At 40.0% G+C, this 20,147-nt stretch carries 13 protein-coding genes; 3 read left to right on the top strand and 10 right to left on the bottom strand.

What is annotated here, in order from left to right; genetic code table 11:
- Nucleotides 1-51: 51 nt before the first annotated feature.
- The 9 genes from FBD94_RS13115 to FBD94_RS13075 all read right to left on the bottom strand — a co-directional run bounded on the left by FBD94_RS13115 (nt 52) and on the right by FBD94_RS13075 (nt 11,474).
- Nucleotides 52-1,182, bottom strand: a complete 1,131-nt coding sequence (locus FBD94_RS13115) for a peroxiredoxin family protein (protein ID WP_136880486.1) — start codon at nt 1,180-1,182, stop codon at nt 52-54.
- A gap of 10 nt (nt 1,183-1,192) precedes the next feature.
- The gene (locus FBD94_RS13110) at nt 1,193-3,775 is read right to left on the bottom strand and encodes a M1 family metallopeptidase (RefSeq protein WP_136880485.1); all 2,583 of its coding nucleotides are present in this window, start codon (nt 3,773-3,775) and stop codon (nt 1,193-1,195) included.
- The gene (locus FBD94_RS13105; RefSeq protein WP_136880484.1) at nt 3,754-5,154 is read right to left on the bottom strand and encodes a TlpA family protein disulfide reductase; all 1,401 of its coding nucleotides are present in this window, start codon (nt 5,152-5,154) and stop codon (nt 3,754-3,756) included. The genes FBD94_RS13110 and FBD94_RS13105 overlap by 22 nt, the downstream gene beginning before the upstream one ends.
- A gap of 99 nt (nt 5,155-5,253) precedes the next feature.
- Nucleotides 5,254-6,405 carry a FecR family protein gene (locus FBD94_RS13100; RefSeq protein WP_136880483.1) on the bottom strand — a complete coding sequence of 384 codons (1,152 nt, stop codon included), beginning with the start codon at nt 6,403-6,405 and terminating at the stop codon, nt 5,254-5,256.
- Nucleotides 6,406-6,411: 6 nt separating this feature from the next.
- A complete protein-coding gene (locus tag FBD94_RS13095; protein ID WP_136880482.1) occupies nt 6,412-6,960 on the bottom strand; it encodes a sigma-70 family RNA polymerase sigma factor in 549 nt (182 codons plus the stop codon).
- 24 nt (nt 6,961-6,984) lie between these two features.
- Nucleotides 6,985-9,066, bottom strand: coding sequence for a carboxy terminal-processing peptidase (locus FBD94_RS13090; RefSeq protein WP_136880481.1), 2,082 nt, complete (start codon nt 9,064-9,066; stop codon nt 6,985-6,987).
- Complete coding sequence (locus FBD94_RS13085) at nt 9,056-10,006, bottom strand: hypothetical protein (RefSeq protein ID WP_136880480.1); 951 nt, start codon at nt 10,004-10,006, stop codon at nt 9,056-9,058. Before FBD94_RS13085 ends, FBD94_RS13090 begins: the two co-directional genes overlap by 11 nt.
- Nucleotides 10,007-10,033: 27 nt before the next feature.
- A complete protein-coding gene (locus FBD94_RS13080; RefSeq protein WP_136880479.1) occupies nt 10,034-11,008 on the bottom strand; it encodes a TlpA disulfide reductase family protein in 975 nt (324 codons plus the stop codon).
- Between the two features lie 154 nt (nt 11,009-11,162).
- On the bottom strand, nt 11,163-11,474 hold the full coding sequence (locus tag FBD94_RS13075) for a hypothetical protein (protein ID WP_136880478.1): 312 nt from the start codon (nt 11,472-11,474) through the stop codon (nt 11,163-11,165).
- Nucleotides 11,475-11,714: 240 nt separating this feature from the next.
- Here FBD94_RS13075 and FBD94_RS13070 point away from each other — a divergent pair, with 240 nt between their 5' ends.
- Complete coding sequence (locus tag FBD94_RS13070; protein ID WP_136880477.1) at nt 11,715-13,631, top strand: ATP-dependent DNA helicase; 1,917 nt, start codon at nt 11,715-11,717, stop codon at nt 13,629-13,631.
- A 178-nt stretch (nt 13,632-13,809) separates the two neighbouring features.
- Here the strand turns inward: FBD94_RS13070 and FBD94_RS13065 are convergent, their stop codons facing one another.
- A complete protein-coding gene (locus FBD94_RS13065) occupies nt 13,810-15,261 on the bottom strand; it encodes an APC family permease (protein WP_136880476.1) in 1,452 nt (483 codons plus the stop codon).
- 634 nt (nt 15,262-15,895) lie between these two features.
- Between FBD94_RS13065 and FBD94_RS13060 the strand changes: the two genes are divergently transcribed.
- Together FBD94_RS13060 and FBD94_RS13055 are read left to right on the top strand one after the other, a co-directional pair.
- Entirely contained in the window at nt 15,896-18,202 is a 2,307-nt protein-coding gene (locus tag FBD94_RS13060) for a sodium-translocating pyrophosphatase (protein WP_136880475.1), read from the top strand.
- A 178-nt stretch (nt 18,203-18,380) separates the two neighbouring features.
- On the top strand, nt 18,381-20,087 hold the full coding sequence (locus FBD94_RS13055; RefSeq protein ID WP_136880474.1) for an amino acid permease: 1,707 nt from the start codon (nt 18,381-18,383) through the stop codon (nt 20,085-20,087).
- Nucleotides 20,088-20,147 lie beyond the last annotated feature (60 nt).

Below are 20,147 nucleotides of genomic sequence, written 5' to 3'. Positions count from 1 at the left end.
TATTGTTCGATAAAAATAATTCATGAGTTTGGTTTAGTTGTCAATGCCTCGTTACTTTAGCAAATTGATGAGCGTGTTTTCCAGCGTCTTAGCACCTGGATTACTACCATCCCGGAAGCCTACACCTACGATTTTCCCTGTTGGATCAATTAAAAAATTGGCGGGAATACCCTGTACCATGTAAGCCAGTACCGCAGTATTCTGATCCGCTTTCAAATCTGACAACTGTAACCAAGGCATTTGTTCTTCAGCAATAGATTGCAGCCATTTTTCTTTGTCTTTATCAAGGGAAATACTTACGATGGTAAAATTCTTATCCTTGAACTTTTCATAAACAGATTTTAATTCTGCAATTTCCCGTTTACAAGGTGTACACCAGCTCGCCCAAAAATCTACCAGTACATATTTGCCCTTAAAGTCGGCCAGGCTGCTCATTTTGCCATTCGCATCAGGCTGACTAAAATCCGGCGCCTGCTTACCAAACCATTGTGCTCTCGAACCTGTGAGACCAGACAACATAGCTGTTGTGATCTGATTTTTAGCATTACCACTAAATTTATTCAGATAAGCCAATGTCTCCTCACGCGAAAGCATATCAGGTAAAACTGCATTGAGCAAATAGGTAGAGGGGCCTGAGTTTAAATGGTTATCAATCCATTTTTTACCACTTGTCACAACTTTTTGCGTTAACATGGTGATCTGTGCAGCAAGTGCGTTGGCAGCAGATTCATCACCTAATTTTCTGGCTTCGACTAATTCAATACTCAATGCCTCAATTTTATCAAGGTTACGATAAGATTCCTCCATTGCTTTTTCCATAGCAACCCAATCAGATACAAAAGCATCCCCTGTAAAAGTTGCCCCCTTAAACCCTGTTCCATTTCCGGCAATATTCATTTTTCCCGCTTCCAGGTAAACGACCATTCCCAGCCCGGTTTTCTCGGGATTTTTGCCGGCCTGCAAAATGAAGGTAGAACCGCCCCCTTTCATCGGGTTGGAAAAAGAGAAACTATTGTTTTTAACGTAGGTTGAATCTGTCGTTTTATCGATCGGGTTCCATAGATAAACCACGTCATCGTTGATCAGTTCCGGCATTTTAGCCGTAAGCTCCAGTTTATCCTGAGCAGAAACACTAAGAGCGAAAATACTCAGGCCTAGAAGTGATAATATTGGTCTTTTCATTATTTTAAGATTAGTTTATGGTTAGTTTAAATTGCTTTTTCTTTAATATGACAATGTTTTCGCCTGCCCGCTTCAGTATAAGCGTATAAGGAAGGAGCAGGCCATTTACTGGTTTATACTCTGCTATATCCAGGCTAGAATACAACAGATTAAAATCTTCAACCCCGAGGTAGACTTCTTTAACCTTTAATCCGCTGCTTACTTCGTAATAGCACCTTCTTTCTCCGGGTTTACCCTTATCCAGATGAAGCACGTAAACATCGGTACCATTTACATTTTGTATGGTCTCTTCCAGCTGCATATCGGATTCAGGAATTTGCAGTTCGGGAAACAATTGACACATCTGCTGAATACTTTTCTTTTGTACGGTATTTAGCTCTACTTGAGTCCCCATTTGTTTATACTGGACCGCATTCTCCTTTGTGGTGTACTTATGTAAGGGGTATAAGAGATTGGAAAGCCTGATTTCCGTGTCATATTGACCTTCATTCACAGTTCGGATGAAGGCATATTCAACTCCATCTACAAGCTTAAAGTACTCAAACTCTGCTTTAAACACTTTCATAGCTTTATTTCTTCCACCAACAGCTTGGAGATATTGTTCAATAACCTTTTTTGCGGTAACTCCTGCAGGAACTGGTTTACGCACAGTGCTGCCCTGCCAGGTATTATTGCTATAATCCTGATCTGGGAGACATTGATCGGGATCAATCTTCACAGAAATGACTGTAGTAGTTGAAGGATAATGGAAAACCCATTCCGGGCCTTTCTGCCAGATTTCGGCAGGGAGTTTAACGCGATTTATATTCCCGTTAAATTCAATAACCTCCACCACAACAGGCATCACCATCTTTCCTTTATTCAAAAGCTTAATATTTATGCCTTTTTCGGGCTGTTTATCAACATACGCAACCTCTGTTAGGGATTGGTCCAACCTCCAATCGTTCATGAACCAACTTTGCCAGAACCAGGAAAGATCCTCTCCCGTTGCGTTCTCCATGTAACGGAAAAAATCTGATGGCATCGGATGTTTAAATTTCCAGTCGGCGATAAATCCACGAAATGCAGGATCAAATTGTTCCGCTCCTAAAACTTGCGTTCTCAGGAGATTTATTGCGATTGCCGGCTTCATATAGGATAGTAAAGCAAAATTACTGTAGGCAACGAGTTCAGCGGGAGTGGCAGCGGTTTGTCCTGGTTTTGCTTTTGTAAGCCATTGTACAGCATCAGGCATTTCAAACGCAGTTTGCCTCTTTAGTTGTTCTCCATTTACATGATTGATAAAAGAATTTAAACCTTCAACCATCCAACCATGTCGGCCATTACCGGCAATCATTATGTTAAACCAGTTATGACCAAGTTCATGGTTCAAAATCGGCCATAAACCGTTTGCCATTCCATTTGATTTATAATAAAGGAAACAAGCTCCAGGCCCCGCAATCCCTGTAACTAAGCCGCCGATATTTACGGCCGTAGCATAAGGGTAGGCGCCCCAGAGTTTCGAATAGTTTTCCAATATCTTTTTCATGGATTGTGCAGATTCCTGCCAAACGGCAAAATTGCTCTCCACAGGATACAAAGACATGGCTAATGCTGGTGCTTTACCAGGGATATTTACTTTTACAGCGTCCCAAATGAAAGCCTTGGATAATCCAAAGATCGCATCGCCAGCATTATCGGCTTTAAAATGCCAAGTGGAGCGACTACCTGGAGGTTTTGCTGCCGACAAGTTAATTTCTTCCGGCCTGCGAATCTGAACGGTTGTATCACTTTTAGCCGCCCTCATTAGCCGATCAAATTGTAATTTTGTTAAAACCTCCCGGGGATTTACGAGGCTGCCAGTACCCTGAACTATCATTTCAGAAGGTACATTTATTGAATAATCTAATGTACCAGGTTCCACGTAATAACCTGCGTTCGTGTTCCAACCTTTGATGTTGTCATAAACAACTACACGGGGAAACCATGATGAAATCTGATAAATTGACCCATTTAAAGAGGGCATTATCCCCATAAAGTCTGATCCCTTAACAGGCAGTGTAAAATGATAATTAAGACTTAACGTAATACTTTTTGAAGACTTGAGTGTATTTGGAAGATCAATTTTGAGTTGATCGTTCATTAGCTCATAACCGGCCTTCGCTAATTGGCTCCTGGGTTTCCCCGGGACCGAGACCTCATCCAACACGAAGCCTTCAGTATACTCCTGAATACCGAAACGGCTCCCATTTACAGGAGTAAGCGCCGAAGCACGTGAGTCCTTCCTAAAACGATTCTGGGCCAGCCCAATCCAGATTTCATGCAGATCATGAGGGCTGTTATTGGTATAGGTTACCGTCATTTTAGCGGTAAAAACCCTTGATAAAGTATCAAAACTCCCGACTATTTTATAGTCTGCTTTATTTTGCCAATATCCCACTCCCGGCCTGCCGTTTGCAGTTCTATACAAATCGTCTGGCGGATAACTCATGGACTTAAAAGTTTCATGAGGATCAAATAGTACCGCTTGTTGCGCATACAATGGTTTAACGAAAAAAGCCATTGCCACAACGCATAAGCAAAGTATGCTGCTTATCTTTTCTCTTTGTACCATTGGTCGATTTTCTCTTTGAATATTTTTTGATTCGGGTGTTCTAAATGTGAGTCGAGAAAATTTCCCTTTCGGTCTAAAACGATGTATCGGGGATAGCTATTCATTTTATAGATATCTCTAAAGAAGTCATGATCTTTTGAACCATCTACAAGATGCAAGTTGATTTCCTGCTCCATGTTGTGTTCTTTTAGATAATCTCTCCAGGAAATCCCATCCTTTTGTTCCAGTGCAATGGTAATGAATGCGACATCGCTACTGTCCTTATAATTTGCGGCAATGGCCCTAAATAAGGGAAGTGTTTCCCTACATTCACCACACCATGTACCCCAACAATCTATCACCAGCATTTTACCCCTGAAATCAGATAAGCGGACCAGTTTTCCATCCGCATCTGGCAAAGCAAAATCAGGGGCAGGTTTACCCATCTGCAAGTTTTCATAGGTATGATAAAATTGATCAAACGCTTTGATATCAGCAGCATTCGTTAATGCTATTCTGATTTTAGGATAAAATTCATTGAGTTCCTGAGTTAATCCTTTTGTACGAAAAAGTGTATAATAATTTGGAATGACGTTCTTTTTTATTAAAAACTGATTCTTGTCCTGTAATATGGGCTCCCATCGTTCAAATCTTGATGCTTTTGGATTGATCAATGCTCGCCCCTCTTCGAACCCTACGAGGTAATTCTGAACAATAACCTCATCGCAAATCCTACCCAACTCCGTTCCTTTAAAGCCTTCCCCCTTTAAATACCAGTCAGAGAAATTACCGGGCAAAGTACTGTTGTCTTTATGGCCTTTCAAATAAGTGTGTTTAACCTTCATGCGAAGCAGACCGGCATAACGTTGTAGTAAAGACAGCTCCGCCGGCTTTACTACTCCTGCTTTCTTAAGTAAGGCATCTACCCTATCATCCAGGTTTTTAAGAATGCCAACCAGGTCCTCTACATTCATCTTAGCCAACTTATCTGCTGAAATCTCGTATAAGCTGTCCATTTGATAAGGTAGACTTTGTCTGAAGCCATCAACACTATTAAAATCGACCGTAGGGAGAACTTTCCGTGATTTAGCTCGAATCATCAGATTAACCTCCTGAGGTCCACTTATAAATACCGGGATATGATTCAAGGATATAATCTGTAAGGCAAATGGCAAATCTTTTTTAATTAAAACCTTACCTGCTACTTTAGGCATAATCATCTCTCTTTCCCAAACAGTTTCGTCCTGATCTTTTAAATGAGAAAATTCGACAAATTGTAGGTCTGGACAATTAACTGTTACATTAAACCTGATCTTTCCAGATGGCTTGTCTACAGCGCGAAGTCCGCTTGATGCCAATATCAATAGCGCAAAGCAGCGCAAAAATAATTTTAACTTCATTATAGTTTAGGTTGGTTTTTAGTATAGGCGACACTTGTACAAAAAAGGGTGAAAACAATTACAAATTATTTTCACCCTTTTTTTGATAAGCCATAAAACTTATCGTTGTTTTACCTGCACTTTATTTCCATCAATCCTAAAATCAATCTGGTTACTGCTGAATTTAATGTTATTTAAAATCTTGCTTACATCTAGTGTTTTAGGTATGTCAATCGTAAAATGCAGGTTTTTAAGTGCATCATTTTCAAAATTGAACTCCAGATTATACTCGCGTTGCAAGCGGGATGCAATTTCTTCCAGCGTACTGTTGTCGAAATAAATATCCGAATCTTTCCATGCGGTATAAGCTCTTAAGTCTGACTCGGTTTTGGACAACTGCTTTTCCTGCTTATTGTATTTCCCCAGCTCGCCAGGCAATAGATAGATGGATTGATTTCCGGCCTCCAGGCTAACCTTTCCACGTTCAAGCGCCGTATGTATCACATTTCCAAAGGTGCTGATACTGAATGCTGTGCCCAACACTTTCACATTCAGCTTTTTTAAATGTACAATAAATGGTCTGCTTGCATTGTGGCTCACATCAAAATAAGCTTCTCCCTCTAATGTCACCTCTCTTTTTACAGCTGAAAAAACTGTAGGATAGCTCAGTTTTGATCCTGCATTTACCCACACCAATGTTCCATCACTTAGTTCCAGCTTGGTATACTTACCATTAGGCACTTCAAGTACATTCATTTGTAATTCAGCCCCTTCTTCTTTAGGTAAACTGGTTTCTTTTTGATAAATAAGGGTACTACCATTCAGAGTGGCACCTTCCGATTTTAAAACATTTGCCTGGCTTGCTTCCAGTTCAACAGTCTCGCCATTTGCTAGTGTAAGGTGAATTTCATCAGATCCCTTCGAGGAAGATTTAACAGCATCATTCTGCTTTAAAAACAACCACAATGCCGGTGCCAGTACTAGTGCGAGTATGGCTGCAATAGCCATTGCCCTATATAATTTACTTCGATTAAGCTTAACTACTTTCAGCTGTTCCTTTTCTTTATGCCTTGCCTGTAATTCATCCCAGCCTGCCGCTACCGGAAATTTGTGCTCCGGATTTTCTTCCTTTAACCTCATATTTGTTTCTTCTGCCAGTAATAGCAATTCAAGCTCCTCTTCATTCAATTCTTCGGCATCCTGATCGTTTTCATAATTGCCTTCTATATGCTTCAACAGCTTATCCCAGTTTAATTTTTCTTCCTGATCCATATCCTGTTAATAAAATCCAATCCATATACCAACTAAAACCATTATCCTAACCAGTGACTGACACTCACGACGTAAAAACTCATACGATAGTTTAATATGTCTTTTGACCGTGTTTACAGAAATATCCAGCTGTGCAGCAATTTCTGTATACTTTAATCCTTCTTTGTTACTCAATAAAAACACATGCCTTCGCTTTTCAGGCATTTGTCCGATAATTTCCCATAATACCAGATCTCGCGCAGTTTCATGTTCCTGTACATCCTGATCTGAATAACTGGCCATGTTAGCTGTTTTTTTCCGCAGTAGTTCATCGTTAAAATCTACCTTTTTCGACTTTTTCCGATAGCTCAATGAAGCGTTCCTCACTGCCCGGAAGGCATAGCTTTTAAAGCTCGCATGGATCTCTATCGTTGAAATTTTGTCCAGACAGTAGAGAAAAAAATTCTGAACAATATCTTTGGCGACCTCCTCATCTTCTACCACTTTATGGGCAACAGCACATAAAAAGGAATAATGCTCCCGAAATAAAGGTTCTATCTTTGAAAGATCTGCCATCGGCCTTATAGTTTAGGTATTAGGTTATTTAACTGTAATAATTTTAGTCACAATATCCAGACTTTTATCAATGTACAAGTCTGCCGAGAGCGACTCAATCCACTTCTTATACCATTCATTACCTGGATCAGCACTTTGATCCAGCGTCCCCCTCACTTTATTCTTTTTAAGTTCAGGCAGCAATATTGCCTGGTCAATATGCTGGGTAAGCCTTGACAGTTTACTTTGCTCTTTGTTAAACTTATCTATGTTTAAGCTTACAGGACTCAGCTGGTTTTGCGCCAGCAATTTACTGTTTTCTTCTACAATCCTAAACTTTTCATCCTGCCCAACTGATTCTTTCGCTAAATGTAAAATACTGTCCCAAACTGTCGCTTTATTAGATTCCGTATAAACCGCGGGCTGAATGCTATCCCAGGCCAAAGCCGTTACATTATCCTTTTCTCTGATCTTAAGATAAGCCAGTTTTCCCGGTAGGATTACATCTGCTTTTACCCCCCTTAATTGTGTTGAACCGCCATTAACCCTGTAAAACTGGTGTTGGGTAAGTCTTAAAGAACCATAGCTTATATTTGGTATTCCCTTGGTCTTATCTCCCATTTTTCCCATTGGGAGCGTTGCTTGTGCGGTTCCTTTTCCATAAGTTGATGGACTACCGATGATAATTCCACGTTTATAATCCTGAATTACAGCGGCAAATATTTCGGAAGCCGAGGCACTTTGTTCGTTCACTAAAACAACAAGCGGGCCTTCGTACAATGACGCTTCATTTGTAGTATGTATTTTAAGTTGATTTGCGTCCTTGATCTGAACTTTTGGCCCTTTTCCTAAAAAGTAACCACTCATTTTAACCACTTCATCCAATGATCCGCCACCATTACCGCGCAGATCAAAAATGATTCCTTTCACATTTTCTGCTTTTAATTTAATCAGCTCTCTTTGCACATCATCAGCAGAACGGATTCCGGCAGGGTTTACCATGTCGACGTAAAACTCTTGCAAGTAAATGTAGCCAATTTTATAACCGTTCTTTTCAATAACGGCACTCCTGGCCCTGCCCTCCTCATCCTTTATTTCGCTTCGCTTCAGCGCAACGGTTTTCTCCTGTCCAGTACTTTTCAACAGACCCAAGGACACTTCGCTATCCTTTTCTCCTCGGATCATATCCGCAATATCAGTGATTGGAATTCCTGCAACATCAACCATAGTCCCTTTTGCATCACTGATACTCAAAATCCTATCATTGATGTCTACTAATCCACTTTTTATAGCTACACCACCTGGTCTTAACGATTTAATGAATACATCACCTTCTTTATCCTGAAGTTCCAATCCCAGCCCATAGAATCGTTTTGCCATCTGGTCATTCACACTTCTGGCTTTCACAGGTGGAAAATAAGAAGTATGGGGATCTACTTCAAGCGTAATGGTATTGATGTATTGACTAAATCTTTCATTTAATGCCGATTGTCCCGTCAGGTTTTTAAATGTATTGGAAACCCATTTGTCTACTTTTACCCTTGCTTCCTTTTCTAACGCAGGGCTGTTGGTTTTACCATTGTTCAGATCTGACATTTTTTTCAAAACCAGATATTTAGCTTTTTTTTGCCACAACTGCGTCAATGCAGCTTGGTTGGCAGCAAAATCACATAAATCTCCATTCAGTTGAATCGTTTCATTTTTAGCAAAGTCAAAAGGCTTTTCCAGGATTCTCTTATAACCAGCAGCAGCCTCATTTAATCTTTTATGATATATCTGATATGCGGCAGTAAAAAAATCAGCGGAGCCCTCCTGCAATTCATTATCGATAACCAACTCATATTTCTTTAAATATTCAAGATCACTTTTCAAAAACACATTCTTATTAGGATCCAAACCCGTAAGAAATTTCATCCAGATAATTTTAGAGAAATTATCATCAATGGATTTGGGTCTTACATGTTTATTTTCCAGGTTCTGCATCACCCTTAATATTGTATTTTTTTGAACAGCCACAATGTCGGGAACTTCCGACTGCCCCATTGTGCTCTGCAGGGGTCCTAAAAAAAATACTACAGCACAAAAGGCTGATTTAAATACGTTTAAATGGCTGTTATTATTCATCATTCTTGTTAATTTCGGTTGTCATTTTCGCGACATTCACAAATACACCGATAGATCCAATATCCGGTAAATGTGAATACATAATCTTTTGATCACTTATAATCATATGCCTTGTCAGGCTCATTAGCATAAACTGATTGGTAAATTCATTCTTATTTAAGGGCGAGAGCTGCAGTACGTGAGCGCCTGTAACCGCCTCGACAGCCGTGTTACCCGGCTTAATATTTTTCCCCATATCTATACGAACAAAAAGAATTGAATCCTTACCCGCGAAAGAATCAGCAACCTTTTCAAATGCTTTTTTTTGCGCCGACGCACTATCAATTGAAGCGTTCCCGCACAATACCTGCATAACCAGGACTTTGCCCTTAAATGAAGCGGGTGTTAAAATTTCTCCTTTGCTAGTTTTTAAACTAAACTGAGGACTAATGGCTCCTCGTTCAATGAGTTTATATTTGTCAAGCAAAATCTTCGTATTAGCAATGAATACCTCATCTTTAATTACCAGTTTTGCATCATTAAATAATGATTGTGCCTGATCTGATAAACCTTCTCTGCCAAGTTCGGCCTTCAGTACTTTATTAAAATACATCTTTTTCAGTGCCGTATTTTTCACATTATAGAGCAGATAACTTGCCCGCTCCATATCTGAGCTTGTACAGCGTTCCTCTCCTTTAACCAGTTTGCGTAAGTTAAAATAGGTGTCAATATATTTAACAGGATTTTTGATTCCCTTAATTAACAAGGCATGGTCGATATCTAACTTCTCGAATGTAGCTTCCATCATTTTTTTTGAAGAAGGATCCGTATTCCCGGTCTTCAGCCATACATCTGCCGCAAGATAATCCGCATATAGCCTTCCCATCCTAGCATTGTAAATCTTATCTATAGATGGCTGAAATAATTTCTGGCTATGAACATCACCAGCATTTAGGAAGACCATCAAAACAATTATTATTATATATTTCGTCTATTTATCTTTAAGTGTTTTCTCTATTTCTACTTCAAGTGTATTCTTCAGCTCAAAGTCTATTGAGGCTGCAACCTTTCCTTCACCATTTACAACTACCAAAAACGGGATGCTATCAAATCCAAAGACACTTCTCAAACCATCCTTGTCAAAGCCTTTTTCGTCTCTTACCTGAGGCCATTCCATTTTTTCCTGTTCCAATGCTTTTTTCCATTTTTTATCCTCACTATCCATGGAAACGGCAAGAAAAACAACATTCTTATCTTTAAATTTATTGTACAGTTCCCTTATATGTGGAATTTCTCTCCGGCATGGTGCGCACCAGGAAGCCCAGAAATCGATTACTATTGTTTTACCTGCATACTGGCTCAAATCAGACTTACTACCGTTTACATTTAGCACTTCAAACACAGGAACCTTTCTCCCAGGTTGTGTTTTTGCCATCATCTCCATTTTTTTCTTCAGCAATCTCCCATAATGCATTTCTTTGGCCCGGTCACCTAACAATGCATAATGTTCTACTACTCTCCTATAGGGATAATTGGCATAAAGATCTACCAGGTATCCTGAAAGCTCATTGTCATTGTGCTCCTTAATAAAATTTGCGAGTTCAGTTGGCTGAAGAAGCCTCCATTTGCTATATAGGTCATTCAAGGGACTCCCTTTTAACAAATTGACGGTTAAATCATTGATATCCCCCTTAAATGTCATTTTTGTGTTCTCTAGTAACACCAATACGCCAGTACGGTTGATATTCAAATAACATGAGGTGGCATACTCCATTTCCCCTTTGATGGTGAACCGACCATTTTCAATTTCCACCGGGCCTGCAATCACCTTATTATCTTCAGACCTCGTGATCCAGGCTTTGCCATATTTTGCTCCTGTGATTTCTCCATTGATGACAAAACCGGCATAGGCTACATTAAAAAAAGGCACCAAAAGGAGCATTAAATAAAAGGTTCTTAAATTCATTCGTTCGGTTGGTTTAGCTGATAAAATTCGCCTGATGGCGGTATAACATTTTATTAGGCGAACAGAAACGAAAAAAGGGTGAACAGATTTTAAAAAAAATCTATTCACCCTTTTAAAGGTCTTTTATAATACTTAATTGTTTCTTATCAATCGATTAGGATTTGTCAATCACACCAAAGGCTACAGTTTTCCATTTGATATAACCCAGTTTTGCACATTGATCGGCTACTTCGGACTCTACACTGCCCGGCACATCGTTTACAATCTTCCAGCGAACGCTGTATTTACTGTTATACCCGATATAAATTACAATATCGTCAAATAAGGGTTCAACTGTTTCCAATCCCTTAAGGTGTACATCCTGCAGCTCCTTAGCAAAGCGCGCAAGTCTTTCGTTCATCACTTTTGCCAGTGGTGGTGCTGGCTTAACATCTGGTTCTATAATCGCAAGTACAGTTACAGTCATCGGCTAAATATCAGTAATACTACTATTTTTAGCAAAGCTAACTATTATTCCGGAATTTATTAACATTTATGATCCGAATACTACTGTTAATGTAATACCTATTAACTTACTTGCCATTACATTAATTGATTATTTCACGTAAACACCTAACAAACAACACGAACCAAATCCAGCCCCATCAACCATCACACATTATCAACAATAAGCGCAACAGCAAAAAATTTCAATTAAATTTGCAGAATGAGTAATGGCGGTTCTTCTAATTCAATTTTCGACAAGGTTCTATCTTTTATCGACTACAGCAACCAGAGTATTTTTCTTACCGGAAAAGCGGGAACAGGAAAAACTACCCTACTAAAACGGATCAAGGAAAGCTCTTCGAAAAAGATGGCCGTTATCGCTCCAACGGGCGTTGCCGCTATGAACGCCAAAGGCACCACCATCAATTCCTTTTTTCAATTGCCTCCAGGCTCATTTTTTCCGGGTGACATTAGTCTTGAAAACCTCCAATCGGGTATACTGTCCATTCAATCGATGGTTTCCGATTTAAGTTACAGCAGAGAAAAGACAAGCCTTTTTAACGAACTAGAGCTCCTGATCATTGATGAGGTATCTATGGTCCGTTGCGATTTATTGGACGTAATTGATGCTATATTGCGAACTGTAAGGAAAAACAATGCCCCTTTTGGCGGTGTACAATTACTCCTTATTGGCGATTTATACCAGCTGCCACCAGTTACCAAAAGAGAAGATTGGACATTTTTAAGCAGAGCCTACCCTTCTCCTTACTTTTTTGATGCATTGGTTATCCGCAGAAATCCCGTTTTACAAATAGAACTGACCACCGTATTTCGTCAGACCGAACCAGAATTCATTAATATTTTAAATGACATCAGAAACAATCAGATTAACGAAAGTGGGCTGACCTTATTAAACAAAAGATACAATCCAACACCCCATACCACTGATGAGGTAAGTCCTATCATCATCACCTCTCACAATGCCGAAGCCAACACCATCAATAAAGAAAAACTAGAAGAACTTGCCGGTACAGAATACACCTTTGAAGGTGAAGTGAGTGGAGAATTTAGAGATCTTGGTTTACAGGCAGAACAAAGTTTAAAATTGAAGGAAGGTGCACAGATCATGTTCATCAAGAACGATACTGGCGAGAACCGTAAATTCTATAACGGAAAGATTGGAAAGGTAAAATCTGTTAATGAAGGTGAAATCTATATTTCCTTCCCAAATGAACCCGACTTTTTATTAGAAAAAACTTCATGGCAATCTTTCGAATACAAAACAGATACAGAAGAAGCCATAGTTCAACAACAGGTAGGCGAGTTTTCGCAATACCCGATTAAGCTGGCCTGGGCAGTAACCATTCATAAAAGTCAGGGCCTAACTTTTGATAGTGCCATTATCGATGCTGGGAAATCCTTTGTTGCCGGTCAGGTGTATGTTGCATTAAGTCGTGTAAGGACACTGAATGGCCTAATCTTAAAATCAAAAATCAGCACAGAAAGCTTAAGGTCTAATACAGAGGTGATCAATTATATGAATCCAGCACAGGAAACTGAGTTGGACGATATCCTGATTGCTGCACAGGAAAGTTTTATCCTACAATTGGTGCTAGATCATTTTTCTTTCGGCCGCATCTATACCGGATTGGAAACCATGGCATCTAATCCTGAAGTGGTCAAATCAATCCTGCCGGAGTTTAAATCTTTACTTGCTCAGCTTAACAAATCAGTGAACGACCTATTGGCACTGTCAGACCGTTTCCAAAATCAGGTAAAACAACTGCATAAACAAAGCGGCTTTAAGGATCAAGAAGCGCTTCAGGCTAGAATTGAATCTGCATTAACCTATTTCATTAAAGAACTCAACTTGCAGCTCATCAATCAGCTTAATAAAAATATCAGAATTAAACCCAAAAACAAGATCCAACAGCAGCTGCAGCACCTGATGCAAAAATACAGACAGGTGATAGAAGGCAGGATTGCACTGATGCAATATGCTTCAGGCTTGTTAAAAGAGCCTATTAAAGCTGAAGATTATACGACTTGGATCAATAAACACAAAGTAAAAGCTAGTGCAAAACCAAGTTCTTCTTCAGCGGCACAACAGTCGAATGTTAACTTGCAATTGTTTTAAATAAGACGCTATAGCCTTTTACTACCTTTCGAAAGTCCTTCGGGAGCGCTTTACACAACAAGGAGTTTGAAAGGAATAGAGAGTTGGAAAGGAGTTTTAGTCCTACGAGACTCCTTTCAGAGTCCTTTCAAACTCCTTTCAGACTCCTACCAGCCTAAGACCATCCCCGAACCTTACCTTACGCTGTCGTTTCTTTTTGCTTAGTTAAATAGTAAACTGGTATCCCAATCAACATAATCAATACACCCCAACCACAAGTGTCCGTTTTATAGATCAGCAAGGCAATACAAAGTGCCGAAGCCAAAACGATATACAAAAATGGCAGCACTGGATAACCAAAAGCCCTATATGGACGCTCTGCATCTGGCATTTTTCTTCTTAGAATGAAAATGCCATAAATCGTTAGGATATAAAAGATCAAGACAATGATCACTACAAAATCTAACAAGGCACCATAACGTCCGGTAAGACACAATACCGATGCCCAAGCTCCCTGAACCCATAGCGCCCAGCCCGGTACATCAAAAGCATTTAGTTTTGCTGCTTTCTTAAAAAACAAGCCATCTTTTGCCATGGTATAATAAACCCTTGCTCCTGACATAATCAAACCATTGTTACAGGCAAACGTAGAAATCATGATCATTACAGCGATAATAATCGTTCCTGCCTGTCCGAAAATATATTGAGCCGCTACAACCGCTACTCGATCTGATTTTGCTGTCGTAATCACATCCAAAGGCAATACAGCTACATACATTAGGTTAGCCAAAACGTAAATGACACTCACGATAAGTGTCCCTAAAAATAAACTCAGTCCAACATTGCGTTTGGGATTTTTAATCTCACCAGCAATAAAAGTAACTCCGGCCCAGGCATCACTTGAAAAGATGGAACCAACCATTGCCGCAGCAATACCCGAAAGCAGTAGGCTACCACTAATAGGTGTCCAAGTCATCGTTTCCAGACTAAAAGAACGAGTTTCCCAGGCATTGGTCCAATTCGCATTCCAAACTTCAGCTTTCGCTGCCAAAGTAAAACCAAATATGATCAGTCCGAACAGCGATAAAATCTTTACGATCGTTAAAACAGTTTGCAGAATCTTGCTGTCTTTAACCCCGCGACTGTTCACATAAGTTAGAAAAACAATGGTAACTATAGATACCAGCTGGGCAGCGCTAATGGTATAAAGTTCCGGCAGCCCTTTATCACTTACTCCGGTTTGAATTTGCCAAAGGATGTTATTTTCACTAAAAGGTTCATATAAATAGGCAGCAAACTTAGAGAAAGCCACCCCTACCGCGGCAATGGTGCCCGTCTGGATCACACCAAAAAGGCTCCAACCGTATAAAAAAGCAATCAGTTTATTGTAGGCTTCTTTCAGGTAAACATACTGCCCACCAGCTTTAGGAAACATGGCACTAAGTTCACCGTAGCTTACTGCAGCAATGATCGTAATCAAAGCTGTTACCACCCAAATCAAGGTAAGCCATCCCGCAGACCCTACTTGCCTTGCAATATCGGCACTAACAATAAATATCCCCGAGCCGATCATCGATCCGGCAACAAGCATTGTACCATCTAAAAGGCCAAGCTCTCGTTTAAAAGAGCCATCCTGATTTTCTTTATCCATATTAATTTGTTTGGTCTGGTTGGTTTTATCAGGGTGCTACTTTTCTTGATCAGCATCACCCCTTCTTAGAGCTAAGATATTTAAAAAACATTATTATCTGGTAAAACCATTTTTTTTTCTTGTTATATATCAACCATACGAATTTCTCGTTGAATTCAATTAGTCAACTTTTACAAGACTGTCATTTAACCGACACGAAACGGATATTAACCGGACATTACCCGGAGACTGTTCGGACCAGTCCGAGTAATGTCCGAGTAACGTCCGGGTAATGTCCGGGTAACAGCCGCGTATATGCTGCCTGATGAAAGTTAACTAATAAGAAACTTCCAGACCTATCCCATATTGCCTTTTGGAATAAGCATATCATATCTGTTCTCCAGCTTATTGCTTCACATCGATTTTCGCAAAATAAAAATCTGGCTTAAATGCAACAGAAAGCACAAAACTCTTTTTTTTCAAAAAAGGTTTGCAATCAATTGATTAAAAATTTGTTAATTACGTTTACACAAGTATTTTTGTTGTAAGCCCAATTGTGAAAAAACGCATACCAAGAACCACAGCGAGCCACAAAACGGAGAACCAAATGAACTAAACTAAACATTTAAACAACCTAAACGAGAAGAATTAAAGTATGGAGTTTTTACAAAACAATTTAATTTACATGATCCCTGTATTGGGTTTAATTAGCCTTCTGGTAATGGCAATTAAGAGTGCGTGGGTAAACAAGCAGGATGCGGGCGACGCGAAAATGCAAGAACTTGCCGGCTACATAGCCGATGGAGCAATGGCTTTTTTAAAAGCCGAATGGAGGGTATTAAGTATTTTTGTGGTATTTACTGCTGCATTACTGGCTTACTCAGGTAACATACATGAAGTAAACGGCGTAGCTTTACATTCGAGCTGGATCATTGCTGTCGCCTTTGTGATTGGCGCTGTATTTTCTGCAACCGCAGGATACATCGGTATGAAAGCGGCGACCAAAGCAAATGTCCGTACGACTCAGGCAGCAAGAACTAGTTTAAAACAAGCATTAAAAGTTTCTTTTACCGGTGGTACGGTAATGGGGCTTGGAGTTGCCGGATTGGCAATTTTAGGTTTAGGAGGTTTGTTCATCGTTTTTCTTCAAATATTTAATGTTGTTGAAGCCAACAGCACAGAAATGAAAACGGCAATAGAAGTGTTGACAGGCTTCTCACTGGGTGCTGAATCCATCGCTTTATTCGCCCGTGTTGGTGGTGGTATCTATACCAAAGCTGCCGATGTTGGTGCAGATTTAGTGGGTAAAGTTGAAGCAGGTATTCCTGAGGATGATGTGCGTAACCCAGCTACCATTGCCGATAACGTAGGCGATAACGTGGGTGACGTAGCTGGTATGGGTGCCGATTTGTTCGGTTCGTATGTTGCCACCATTTTAGCCACAATGGTATTGGGTCAGGAAATTGTTGTCGAAAAGATAAATGGAATTGCAGTAGATAACCTAAATGGCTTCTCACCGGTATTGTTACCAATGGTGATTTGCGGCTTAGGTATCATCTTCTCTATTATAGGCACCTGGTTTGTTCGTATTAAAGGCGAAGATTCAAACGTGCAAACCGCATTAAACTTAGGAAACTGGGGATCAATCGTGATTACAGCTATCGCTTCTTACTTTATCGTGATGGCTATGCTGCCTACGCATTTACATTTGCGTGGTATTGATTTCACTAGTCTAGATGTGTATTGCGCCATTATAGTAGGTTTAGTCGTAGGAACTTTAATGAGTATCATCACCGAGTATTACACGGCCATGGGCAAAGGACCTGTTAACTCAATTATACAGCAATCAGGCACAGGTCATGCCACCAATATCATTGGCGGTTTATCAGTTGGCATGAAATCTACAGTTGCCCCTATCCTGGTTTTGGCAGCTGGTATCATTTTTTCTTATGCTTTTGCAGGTTTATATGGCGTGGCTATTGCCGCTGCCGGGATGATGGCCACTACCGCTATGCAATTGGCGATTGATGCTTTCGGGCCAATTGCTGACAATGCTGGCGGTATTGCTGAAATGAGTCAACTACCTCCAGAAGTACGTGAACGTACAGATAACCTGGATGCGGTTGGTAACACAACTGCTGCTACAGGAAAGGGATTTGCGATTGCTTCTGCAGCCTTAACCTCACTAGCCCTATTTGCAGCCTTTGTGGGTGTAGCGGGTATTTCTGCTATCGACATTTACAAAGCACCAGTATTGGCTGGCTTATTTGTAGGTGCGATGATCCCTTTTATCTTCTCTGCGTTATGTATCGCAGCAGTTGGTAAAGCCGCAATGGACATGGTACAGGAAGTTCGTCGCCAGTTCCGCGAAATCCCTGGAATCATGGAATACAAAGCAAAACCTGAATATGAGAAATGTGTGGCTATATCTACCAAAGCCTCTCTTCGTGAAATGATGTTGCCAGGTGCAATTGCATTACTGGTACCAATTATTGTTGGCTTTGGCTTTAAAGGTGTTTTCCCTTCTGTAAGCTCAGCCGAAATATTAGGTGGTTTACTGGCAGGTGTTACTGTTTCCGGTGTATTGATGGGAATCTTCCAATCTAATGCAGGTGGCGCATGGGACAATGCCAAAAAATCATTTGAAAAAGGCGTGGAGATCAATGGTGAAATGCATTATAAAAAATCAGAACCGCATAAAGCCTCTGTTACAGGAGATACGGTTGGTGATCCATTTAAAGATACTTCAGGACCATCAATGAATATCCTGATCAAGTTGATGTCTATCGTTTCCTTGGTGATTGCTCCCTATATCGCAGTGAGCAGTTCAGTAGAAACGGCAAAGATAAAAACGTACACAAAGAAGATCGAGGTAGTCGTTAAAGCGGATAACCCAGCGAAAATCATTTCGGCTACTGAAACCATTCAAAATGTTAAAGACAGCGTAATTACGAAGCTATAGTTTAAATACTGTTAAAAAATAAAAGGGATTTCTAAAAAGAATCCCTTTTATTTTTAGATATATTTTCTTTAGGTTTGACACTACTATGATAATTGTATTTTTTTACAAAATCAGATAACAATACTTTCAAATTAGACAGCACAAAAAAACTAACTTATTAAAAACTAAACCACAAATTATGAATTTTAGAAAGTCAATCGACTTACTCACCAAGGAGGCATCAGAGAGCGGTGAGGGAACACTAAAAAGAACACTTGGGCCAGTAAATCTGGTTGCTTTAGGTATTGGAGCAATCATCGGAGCTGGATTATTCTCTATTACTGGTTCGGCAGCTGCCAACAATGCCGGTCCTGCCATCACCATCTCTTTCGTTATTGCAGCTTTAGGCTGTGGCTTTGCGGGTTTATGTTATGCAGAATTTGCATCCATGATTCCTGTTGCCGGTAGTGCCTACACTTATTCGTATGCCACAATGGGCGAATTTGTAGCCTGGGTTATCGGTTGGGATCTTGTTTTAGAATACGCATTAGGAGCTGCAACGGTTTCTATTAGCTGGAGTAGGTATCTGGTCAAATTTTTAGGCTATTACGACCTTCATCTCCCTCCACAGGTCACCATGTCACCTTTTGAAAGCGTTACCCTATTAGACGGTACAATTGTGCATGGCATGCTGAACTTACCTGCGGTATTCATCATTGTCTTAATGTCTTTCGTACTAATTAGAGGCACAAGCGAGTCTGCATTTATTAACGGTCTTATTGTAGCCATTAAAGTGGTGATCGTTTTCATCTTTATCTTCCTTGGATGGAAATACATCAATACAGATAACTATTCACCATATTTTATCCCTGCTGATAAACCAGGCCATGAGAGTGTATTCACACACGGATGGGGCGGTGTAATCAGGGCAGCTGGTATTGTATTCTTTGCCTATATCGGTTTTGATGCGGTATCTACTGCTGCACAAGAGGCTAAGAATCCTAAAAGAGACATGCCAATTGGTATCCTGGTTTCTTTATTTATCTGTACCATTTTGTATATTCTTTTTGCGCATGTAATGACTGGTGTTGCCAACTACGATCTTTTCAAAGGTCAGGATGGTATTGCTCCTGTTGCGGTTGCAATTGACAATATGGGTCTTAAAAATGCTGCCGGAGTTGTAACACCTGCTTTCCCATGGTTAAATAAACTAATCATTCTGGCTATTTTAGGCGGTTATGCTTCTGTAATTCTAGTGATGCTATTGGGTCAATCAAGGGTATTCTTCTCGATGAGTAAAGATGGTTTACTGCCTGCAGTTTTCTCTAAAGTACACCGTAAATACCACACTCCTGCAAAAAGCAACTTATTGTTCATGGTATTTGTAAGTTTATTTGCAGCCTTTGTACCGGCTACCGTAGTTGGTGAAATGACCAGTATTGGCACCTTATTGGCCTTTATCCTGGTGTGTGTTGGTGTGGTGATTTTAAGAAACAGAATGCCTGATCTACCGAGAGCATTTAAAGTACCATTGGTTCCATTAATTCCAATTTTAGGTGTTGTGGTTTGTTTAGGTATGATGGTGTTCTTACCATTAGACACCTGGGTACGTTTATTGGTTTGGATGATTATTGGTGTAAATGTTTACTTGTTCTATGGCATGAAAAACAGCTTACTATCGGATAATAAACAAGAGACCTTAGCGAAAAGTACTAAAACGGTTTCCTTCATTGGAATTGCATTAACCGTACTTTTAGTGATTGTAGCTATTATTCACCACCACATTACTGATGGTGCTGATACCGGATTATACTATTTCTCCTTAATTTTTGCTGCTGCACATTTTGTTCTTTATGCATTTAAAGCTGCGAATGCCAGTAGCGTAACGATTAAAGAAATCAAGTAATTTCGAGATCCTGATACCGGCCTGCGCCGGCATAACGAATTCAGGATGCCGATGCACAAA

The organism is Pedobacter hiemivivus (genome assembly GCF_005144565.1).
In the GTDB taxonomy this organism is placed as follows: domain Bacteria; phylum Bacteroidota; class Bacteroidia; order Sphingobacteriales; family Sphingobacteriaceae; genus Pedobacter; species Pedobacter hiemivivus.
Note: the sequence above shows the minus strand (reverse complement) of the source record. Positions and strands in the feature narration are given on the sequence as shown.

Coding starts and splice junctions, on each gene's coding strand:
- FBD94_RS13095 (WP_136880482.1), bottom strand. CDS start 6,960: ATGGCAGATCTTTCAAAGATAGAACCTTTATTTCGGGAGCATTATTCC.
- FBD94_RS13105 (WP_136880484.1), bottom strand. CDS start 5,154: ATGAAGTTAAAATTATTTTTGCGCTGCTTTGCGCTATTGATATTGGCA.
- FBD94_RS13060 (WP_136880475.1), top strand. CDS start 15,896: ATGGAGTTTTTACAAAACAATTTAATTTACATGATCCCTGTATTGGGT.
- FBD94_RS13080 (WP_136880479.1), bottom strand. CDS start 11,008: ATGAATTTAAGAACCTTTTATTTAATGCTCCTTTTGGTGCCTTTTTTT.
- FBD94_RS13090 (WP_136880481.1), bottom strand. CDS start 9,066: ATGATGAATAATAACAGCCATTTAAACGTATTTAAATCAGCCTTTTGT.
- FBD94_RS13085 (WP_136880480.1), bottom strand. CDS start 10,006: ATGGTCTTCCTAAATGCTGGTGATGTTCATAGCCAGAAATTATTTCAG.
- FBD94_RS13055 (WP_136880474.1), top strand. CDS start 18,381: ATGAATTTTAGAAAGTCAATCGACTTACTCACCAAGGAGGCATCAGAG.
- FBD94_RS13110 (WP_136880485.1), bottom strand. CDS start 3,775: ATGGTACAAAGAGAAAAGATAAGCAGCATACTTTGCTTATGCGTTGTG.
- FBD94_RS13100 (WP_136880483.1), bottom strand. CDS start 6,405: ATGGATCAGGAAGAAAAATTAAACTGGGATAAGCTGTTGAAGCATATA.
- FBD94_RS13070 (WP_136880477.1), top strand. CDS start 11,715: ATGAGTAATGGCGGTTCTTCTAATTCAATTTTCGACAAGGTTCTATCT.
- FBD94_RS13075 (WP_136880478.1), bottom strand. CDS start 11,474: ATGACTGTAACTGTACTTGCGATTATAGAACCAGATGTTAAGCCAGCA.
- FBD94_RS13065 (WP_136880476.1), bottom strand. CDS start 15,261: ATGGATAAAGAAAATCAGGATGGCTCTTTTAAACGAGAGCTTGGCCTT.
- FBD94_RS13115 (WP_136880486.1), bottom strand. CDS start 1,182: ATGAAAAGACCAATATTATCACTTCTAGGCCTGAGTATTTTCGCTCTT.